The organism is Succinimonas amylolytica DSM 2873 (genome assembly GCF_000378405.1).
Taxonomy (GTDB): domain Bacteria; phylum Pseudomonadota; class Gammaproteobacteria; order Enterobacterales; family Succinivibrionaceae; genus Succinimonas; species Succinimonas amylolytica.
In genome coordinates this window covers 1,721,520-1,729,678 of the sequence record NZ_KB899636.1, presented here as the reverse complement: position 1 = coordinate 1,729,678, position 8,159 = coordinate 1,721,520, and the positions used below count along the sequence as shown (strand labels likewise).

Sequence of the window (8,159 nt, the reverse complement as noted above, 5' to 3'; positions counted from 1 at the left end):
GCTTCAAATTCCTGAGCAGTTACGCAGAGTTTCTCCAACGCCACATCCTTTGTGATAAAGCCTGACTTGTAAAAATCGATAACGGTTCTCATCACGCCTCTTTCCAGCCCTCTTTCCTCGCCTATTTTCACACCCCTTTCCAGCCCTCTTTCCTCACCTTCTTTGATGAGGCCTGGAGCAGCTTTCTCTACAGCTTCCTCAGCGGCTTTTTGCCGTTCATCTTTAAGATAGTCATGAAATATTTCCCTGGATTTAATTGACAGCTCCATAGCATCCACCATTTTTGTTTCATTCTTACAAATAAACTGCACCATGATATCATAGCCTTTCTCGGCGCACGCCTTCTTGAGGGCCTCTACGCATTCTACACCATTGTGGCATTTTGTTCTGAGATCCGCCGCAAGCCCGGAGAATCCTACGTACTGACCTGCAATGGTACTGCTTTCATCCGTGCCGAGCACATGTATCCCGAAATTCAAATCTTCGGCTGCGGGGGTTATCTTTCGGCCATACATGCTGGCAAATTTCATCATTTTTTCCCGGTTCTCTTTTCCTGGGCCGCTGTATATCATGCAAAATCTCGGACGTGGCAAATAGAACTGCGGGTACCCGTATTTATCATAATGATGATCGTCAATGTAATTACCATAGGTCGCGGTGATATATTCCAGAAAACGAAAAGGCATATTGGGATTCCAGGTGCTCTGAGCCTCCACCAGAACGATGAACTCGTCCCCCTCATCATCCCCATGCTTTACATAGAATCCCAGATCATTGCTGATCTGCGTTTTGAAAGACTCTCTTGTTTTCAGGGTAACCACTTCAATGCAATCAGCCGTAACCTCCCGTTCTGCAAAATCACGGTAAAATCTCCTCAGATAATCAGGATCCTTAAAAAGGCTGTTAAAACTTACGTCGAAAAAATTGACCTCGCCAAATTGATTAATACTGTTCGCTTCATCCTCGTTTTGAGCTTTGCTGTTCTTCAGAATTATCTTAATATCATCTGGCAAATTTTTAAGAAGTTTTTCGTCAAGTTCTTTCATGCTTTCTACCCTTTACAACTTTTGACAGCGCTTATTATAAAAGCAGCAGCAAGACTGTAAACAAAAAATTGCCGCAGATTTTAAATTAATATTTTTAAACATATTTATCTGAGCAAGTATAGTAACACATAACGGATGCGGTTATATTTCTATACCCTTCAAAAACAGGCTCATTAAAAATTTTCTACACATACCCAAAAATATATTTTTCTTGATAACTAATCGCTATTATTGTGTTAGTCAAACAAGCTTTGTCCAAAAACCATTCCAAATTTAATTAACATATGTCATATTTTCAGTAATAACTTTTGTCTAAATCTTGCCTTTTCCCTTACGATTAAATAAGATCTGTCAATGTAGAGACAAACAACATTTGTCTTAACAGGAGTAGGCATGAACACCAAGAAAAGCTTTCTTATCAAAGACTGGGATAAGTTTGTCAAAGAGGGACGCGGTGATGGGCGATGTGAAAAGTATCGTCCTGCTTTCACCGTGAGGGAAGTTTGTTCCAGAACTCAGCGCGAACGCGTGTTTATCGGGAGATTCGGAAGAACCTTTGAAAACATGTCTCACGGCGAAACGCTGACACTGCTTCAGCTTGACTGGAATGATGATGTAGCAGAGGTTCGGGAGCAGTTTCCGCTGGATCCCGATATCACTGCTAAAATAGCCGATGAACTTCATCTGTGTCATCCGGGGTATACCAGAGGCGGGACAATCATGACCACAGACTTTTTGGTTACCTGGAAGAAGCCTGACGGTTCGGTTTTCAAAAAAGCCTTTCAAGTCAAGAGCAGCGAGCGGGATTTGGAAAACGGCAGAACCAGGGCAAAGCTGCAAATCGAGTCTGAATACTGGAAAAGAAAGGGTATTCCCTGGTGCGTTCTTCTCTCCAAGTCATATAACCGAATATTCTGTTCCAATCTTGAAATCCTGCATCCCTACCGGGAAACCAGATTCACAGACAGGGATCTGAAATTTATGCTTGATATTCTTAAGCGGGAGATCGTCTGCAATTATTTCCTGCAATACAGTTCCGCATCAGGAGAACTGGAACCGCTGCCTGATAAAGGGATATCGCTTTCTGTTACGGACGGGCTTAAAATTTTGCTCAGCCGCAAGCTGCTCGTATTTCCGGATCACAGCAAACTGCTGACGGACTGCCATCTCAGAGATTTCAGGGAGAATAGCCATGTATCTTGTTAATACCGTGTTCAGGTCCAATGACGATGCCAAATACAGGCTGATACAGAGGGATGAGAAGAAGGTTTGGCTTTTTCCGATGGAACGCGATACTCCGGTATGCGATGAACTCACGCTTGGGGATTTCCAGAAGCAGTGCGATCAAGGCTCCTTTGTGGAAATTCCTGATCCGTACTCAGAACTGCAGTTCCGAAAAGCAACGGAAGCGGAAATCAGTCGCGGACGGGAAAATCTGGAACTGATTAAACCTCTGCTTGAGGAAGGGGCTCGTCCGTTTGAGAAAAATCACCTGAGAAATCTCATCAAGGATATGAGCGCCGGACTTGAAGGAAATGAACGTCTGGCCTGGCAGCGTAAAATCAAGCGCACTCTGGTCTTGTGGTGGCAGAGAGGCCAGGTTCCGGCAGTTCTTATGCCGGACTGGGCTCCCAAGAAAGAGGTAAGGGAGTACAAGGAAAAGCCGGGAAGGAAAAGTTCGCTGACCAATGCCGCGCCGGGACTGAACGATGAGATAAGGAAGGAATTTGACAGGGTTTGCCGGAAAATGCTTTTGGTTCCGGAACACGATTCTGTCAAAAATGCCTACAGCAAATTTCTTCATGACTGGATGGCGTCAAAAAACGTATCGCAGGAAGAATCGCCAACCTTCAATCAGTTTCGTCATTATTACACTTCGACATATCCAAAGGCTGACAGAGCAAAGGCTCAAAGCACGGCAAGGGAGTATGAAAAGGACGTCAGGCCGCTTACGGGAAGCACGTATGATATTGCAAAGGGGCCGGGACATGTTTATGAGATTGATTGTAAGTTTCCCAGATATACGGTCTGATAAAACCACTTTGTTTTAGGTACCATTGTAGCCATCGGATAAATTATCAGGAGGTTCCGATGGTTAGTTCTTCAAATAAGGCGATAGTCGAGAAGTATGCCAAAATGCTTACCGACTGCGCCGCCAGTAATCTTTCAGTTCGTCAGTATGCCTTCAGTCATGGCATCAGTAATTCCATGCTTTACAAGTGGATCAAAATATTCAAAGAGAGGATCTCCCGAGGTGAATCATTTCCCGGTCTTGTTCTTCCCGTTATTTCCTATCCTGCGAGTCCGCAGCATATTCCGGATCTCGTTGAGATCACTGATTCTCCCGTTTCCTGTCAGCCCCGGTTATCAGCAAGAACGCTAGGCACGATCACTTTAAAAAATCAGACTACTCTGGATATCAGCGGCGATATTGCACCTGAACAGCTGTTAATGTTAATCAAGGCGGTATCATCATGTTAGGCGACATTTCCAGGGTTCAGAAATACTTCATAATCTGCGGACATACTGATATGCGGGCGGGTATTGAGGGGTTAAGAAGTCTTGTATCGCAGAAGCACGGACTTAATCCATATGAATCATGTGCATTCTTCTTTTGCGGCCGGCGCAAGGATCGGCTGAAGGTGCTTGTCTGGGAAGGTGACGGTTTCTGTCTGCTTTATAAAAGATTTGAAGACGGATCCCTGAAATGGCCCAAAGATGCCGACGAAGCCAGAGAAATTACTTCCAGACAGCTTAGATGGCTTTTGGACGGTCTTACAATCGATCCAAAGCATTACACCAAAGAGCTGAATACATCAAATCTATAGATAATAGATTTGCATACATCCTGTATCGTAGAATATCTATATCAATTTTGCGTAAAAGATTGTATAATTAAAGGCGCTGCAAGGTCTCATCCAGATATCCGGTGTTATATGGAATTGTCATTTGCATTACTTGAACTTATTAGAGCGGAGTCCAGAGAATCCCGGGCAGAGATTCTCAAGACTATCCTGACCGCGCAAAACGGCGATGTTCAGATAATTACACTGTTTCTGGAGCTTCTTGAATATGCCGGCGAGGTCAGAGATGATTGGGATCATGCTGTAACACGCATCAACATGATGATCAGAAAGTATTTCAAAGTTGGTAATAGCGAACGGCTTCAAAAAGTACTGAAAAAAGCCCTGGGTATCAATCTGAAAGAACTACCGGACGATTACGGTGTTATCGATTTGTTTGCCGGAATGGATAATGAAATACAGGGTCTTAATTCTTCTGACAAAGATGGGAACTTAGGAGAAACATCTGATAATGGGGAAAAAACGAAGCTGTCTGATCATCATGCTTCCAGTAATGGTAGTACCAATGCCGGGGTTTCTGGTAATACAACTCCCAAAAAAGGCCGTAACACCGGAAGCCGTAACGTCATGAATCTTGACGACCTTGAGAACAATCCCCTCATTAAGAAAATTGATATCCCTGATAAGGTACATCCTGAAGAGCAGAGATGTCCTCTTTGCGGAACCAAAATGAACATTCTCTATGACGAGGTGTACAGCAAAGAACTCTCCATTGAGGTAAACATCGGGCTGATACGGCATCATCGCAATGTTTATGCCTGCCCGAATCATGAAAATCATGAACGGGAAACTTCTGAGATAGTAAGACCGAAAGCTCAGCATTCAAAGCTGCTTTCCCACAGTGCCTGTAGCAATAGGCTTTTGGCAACAATCATCTGGCTGAAATGCTCCGCTTCGTTGCCGTTATACAGACAGGAACGAATCTTCTGCGAATGGTCGGGAGGCTTCCGAATACCGTGCAAAAGCATGAGCAGCTGGATAATCGAAGCAGATGAAATAGCTTTCAGGTATGTGGTTAAACGATTGCTTTACCATCTGAAGCAACAAGATGTCATACACGTAGATGAAACACCTCTGCTGGTACTTCGAAACGGAAACTCGCGAGAAGACGGCACGACCGGGAAGTCGTACCTGTGGGCCGTTGCGTCCTCAAAATGGGCGGAACAGAAGATTGCTGCCTTTGCATACTTTCCAGGCAGAGCAGGAGCTTATGCTGATGAACTCCTGGAGGGCTTCAATGGAGCTATTGAAACTGATGAATACGCAGGATATAACCATTTTGCCCACAGGCTGCTCTGCTGGATTCACCTGAATCGGAAGTTTAAGGCCTGCCTTTTGGATGAGCTGGGCGCATACAAGGGCAAAGAACCGACAAGGCTGGCTCATGTGTTGCTTCTGACGGCACAATTATTCAATATTGAGAAGGAATGCAATAACCTGACGGCAGAGCAAAGACTGAAGATTCGCCAGGAGAAATCCAGACCTGTTGTGGAGGATCTGTTCGCCTATTTCCACAGGCTGGTGGATGAAAAGATGATATTGCCTAAGTCCAACTTCATGGCCGCCGTTAAGTATGGTCTGAATTATGAGAACGACTTCAAGGCATTTCTCGAGAATGGCAACTACGATATCTCGAACAACACCGTCGAACGCAATATAAGGCTTATTGCTGTTGGAAGGAAGAACTGGATGCTCTCCGGCTCGCCTGCTGGAGCCAGGGCATTGGCTGACTGTTATACCCTGGTGGAAACGGCAGCTCAGAACGGACTGAATCCTGTCAGGTACCTTCAGTATGTGCTAGACAACATCCGAAAGATTCCCGGATACAGACTGCATCCTGAGAAGCTTGACAGTGTCCTGCTTCCATGGCTCCCCGAGGTAGAAAAGGCCTGCAAAGCTGCCACAGCAATGCAGCCTGCTCATGCTGAGGAAAACTGCGAAAAAGCAGATGAGGGATGTCACGAATCAGCAGAAACCGATTCTGAAACATCAGCAGGCAGAGAAATTATCAATGGAGTCATTAACGGTGTTCGCAACACGGCCATCTGGTTGCGAGGAACTATGGCCTCTGCAGGCAATATAACCGCATGATATGTATATGTCAGAAACCGGAACGCCGTTTCCGGGCTTTCCAATTCCAAATACACCGCATGATTCCTAAAAACAAAATGTCCCTAACCGTCTAACCTCTCTAAAAATGCCGCTTGCAAGTGGTAACAAGGGGGAGAACGATCCCTATTTTAGACTCTTTATCACATCAGTGTCAGCCCCTCATGGTTAAGTGTAGGCCAAAAGCAGGAATGTTGCTTATATCCCGTCAATTCTTTTTTGCTTTCTGATATTGCTGTTAATCGGGTTGAGATCTCCCAGTCTCGAATTTAGAACTTTTCTTTTTCAATTGCAATCCCCGGATATCTAGGAAACATACGATTGATTCCACCCTGGACAATATAAATCTGCTTAACAATGACCGTACCGAAGTAGTGGGCAGACCGTATCTTTACGTAGTCACAGATGTTTTTACGGGAATGATTGTCGGCTTTGATCTCTCATTTGAAGCTCCGCAGTTAAAGACAGCCGGGGATGCCCTGTTCTGCGCCATAGAGGAAAAGACATCCTTTTGCAAACGGCATGGCATTGATATTGTCCGCAGATGGTGGCCGGCTCAGGGAGTTCCGGCTAAGATAGTTGCTGATAATGCCGAGCTTACCACTGATCAGGTGCTTCATCTTAATCGGGCTTACGGCATAGATGTGTGTTTTACCTCAACCGGACGAGGCGATCAGAAAGGGACGGTGGAAAACAGCATCGGGCTGATTCAATATCGTGTGAGGCACAATCTTATCAGGCACGGGCTGGTACTTAAGGACGGAAGGATTCTTCGCAAAGCCGGAGATAAAGACAGCAGGGGCGATGCTGTACTGACGCTTGACGACTATCGGCTTATGGTAATCAGGGCAATACTGATCTTAAACCGGCGGAAACGCATAAATACGCCTTACGATTTGCCAGGCAATGTTCCAAACAGGTGTTTGAGCATCTGGAAGTATTATGAAAGCCGCGGAAAATCATTCCTGCGGCATGAGACAGATCCGAGAATTCTGCGGCTGACCCTTCTGAAACACTACACTCCCACATGTTCGGCAAAGGGCTTGTGTGTTGAAGGAATACGTTATCTTCCGGAAGACAGCGAATATCTCAAATACTTCCGTCGTTATAACTCGCCGCAGTATCTCGAGGGATGGCAGCTTGTTCTTGACCCCTCGGATGTTACGCACGCCTGGCTGCAGCCTGATGAAGCCCGCAAGCCGTGCAAATATGTCATATGCTCGCTTGCTCCGTCAAGCGCCCACCTGACCGGAATGACCCTGCGGGCTGCCCAGGAATACATTAAGACCGCTGTAAAAACAGAAGCGGAAGAACAGCTCAGGGATGAGGCATTCAAAAGCGAGCAGATGTCACTGATGGACGATATTGTGAACGATGCGAAATCAAAGAAGCCCGCAGATCCGCGATCCGTCAGGAAAAAAGTAGAGGGCATCAGGGAAAACCGCAGTAATGAAATTGAAAACAGAGAATCCGGTTCTCCGCGGGTACCGACAAGCTCAGACAGCATGCCGGCGCCGCCGGAAAAGGTTCCTGAGCCGAAAGAAACTGCGGCATCGGCGTCTTCGAACTCTGCTGAAACAGTATCCGGCCTTTCGGAAAAGAAAACTCATGAGAAAACCTCAAATCATGATCGGTCAGCGGAAAACAGAAATCTGGGATTAGACATGCACTTCAGCGGTGGTAACATTGACTTGGAATAACGTTCAACAGGGACAGAGCAGCAATTATGGCGCATGGCATTCATAAAATTGAGGCTGAATACACACCGTATCCAATAGAGAGTTATCAGGATAATCCGCTGATTGAGGCTCTGCCCTGCTACCTTGAGTACAGCGGCCGCGCTATTTTGAACATGCTGTCCGGATATCCTGAGGTACCGCATCCTGAAGCAGGAAACCGGCAGCGTTCAGCATGGCTCTCTCAGCTGTCTTCAAATCTGTTCATCCCTCTGTTACGGCACTATGAACTGGGCACGCTGATAACAACGCTTATTTTGCAGGGATATGAGAAACGCAAGCCGGTAAACGGACAATATGTCAGCATGCTGCAGCGGGCTTATCACGAAAGGATGCAAGGAAAGAATAACGAAGTAAATTTCGGGGGCAGAATAAGCGCTTCTCCCATGACGTTATCTCTGATC

Annotated in this window: 8 protein-coding genes; 7 read left to right on the top strand and 1 reads right to left on the bottom strand. The window is 45.8% G+C overall.

Features of this window, described 5'->3' with window-relative positions; genetic code table 11:
* Positions 1 to 1,046, bottom strand: a 1,046-nt coding sequence (locus F557_RS19255) for an Rpn family recombination-promoting nuclease/putative transposase (protein ID WP_019001661.1), incomplete at its 3' end; no start/stop codon positions are given.
* A gap of 393 nt (positions 1,047 to 1,439) precedes the next feature.
* On the opposite strand from F557_RS19255, the gene F557_RS21145 reads away from it, so the two are divergent.
* From F557_RS21145 to F557_RS22670, 7 genes are all read left to right on the top strand, one after another.
* A complete protein-coding gene (locus F557_RS21145; protein ID WP_019001660.1) occupies positions 1,440 to 2,252 on the top strand; it encodes a TnsA endonuclease N-terminal domain-containing protein in 813 nt (270 codons plus the stop codon).
* Complete coding sequence (locus F557_RS0107690; protein WP_019001659.1) at positions 2,239 to 3,078, top strand: hypothetical protein; 840 nt, start codon at positions 2,239 to 2,241, stop codon at positions 3,076 to 3,078. Before F557_RS21145 ends, F557_RS0107690 begins: the two co-directional genes overlap by 14 nt.
* A 59-nt stretch (positions 3,079 to 3,137) precedes the next feature.
* On the top strand, positions 3,138 to 3,527 hold the full coding sequence (locus tag F557_RS0107685; protein ID WP_019001658.1) for a hypothetical protein: 390 nt from the start codon (positions 3,138 to 3,140) through the stop codon (positions 3,525 to 3,527).
* The gene (tnpB, locus tag F557_RS0107680) at positions 3,521 to 3,874 is read left to right on the top strand and encodes an IS66 family insertion sequence element accessory protein TnpB (RefSeq protein WP_019001657.1); all 354 of its coding nucleotides are present in this window, start codon (positions 3,521 to 3,523) and stop codon (positions 3,872 to 3,874) included. The genes F557_RS0107685 and tnpB overlap by 7 nt, the downstream gene beginning before the upstream one ends.
* 108 nt (positions 3,875 to 3,982) lie before the next feature.
* Positions 3,983 to 6,001 carry an IS66 family transposase gene (gene tnpC, locus F557_RS22955; protein WP_019001656.1) on the top strand — a complete coding sequence of 673 codons (2,019 nt, stop codon included), beginning with the start codon at positions 3,983 to 3,985 and terminating at the stop codon, positions 5,999 to 6,001.
* 437 nt (positions 6,002 to 6,438) lie between these two features.
* Positions 6,439 to 7,719: a hypothetical protein gene (locus F557_RS0107670; RefSeq protein WP_026297813.1), complete on the top strand. Its 1,281-nt coding sequence runs from the start codon at positions 6,439 to 6,441 to the stop codon at positions 7,717 to 7,719.
* Positions 7,720 to 7,745: 26 nt separating this feature from the next.
* Positions 7,746 to 8,159, top strand: a 414-nt coding sequence (locus tag F557_RS22670; RefSeq protein ID WP_044142692.1) for a hypothetical protein, incomplete at its 3' end; no start/stop codon positions are given.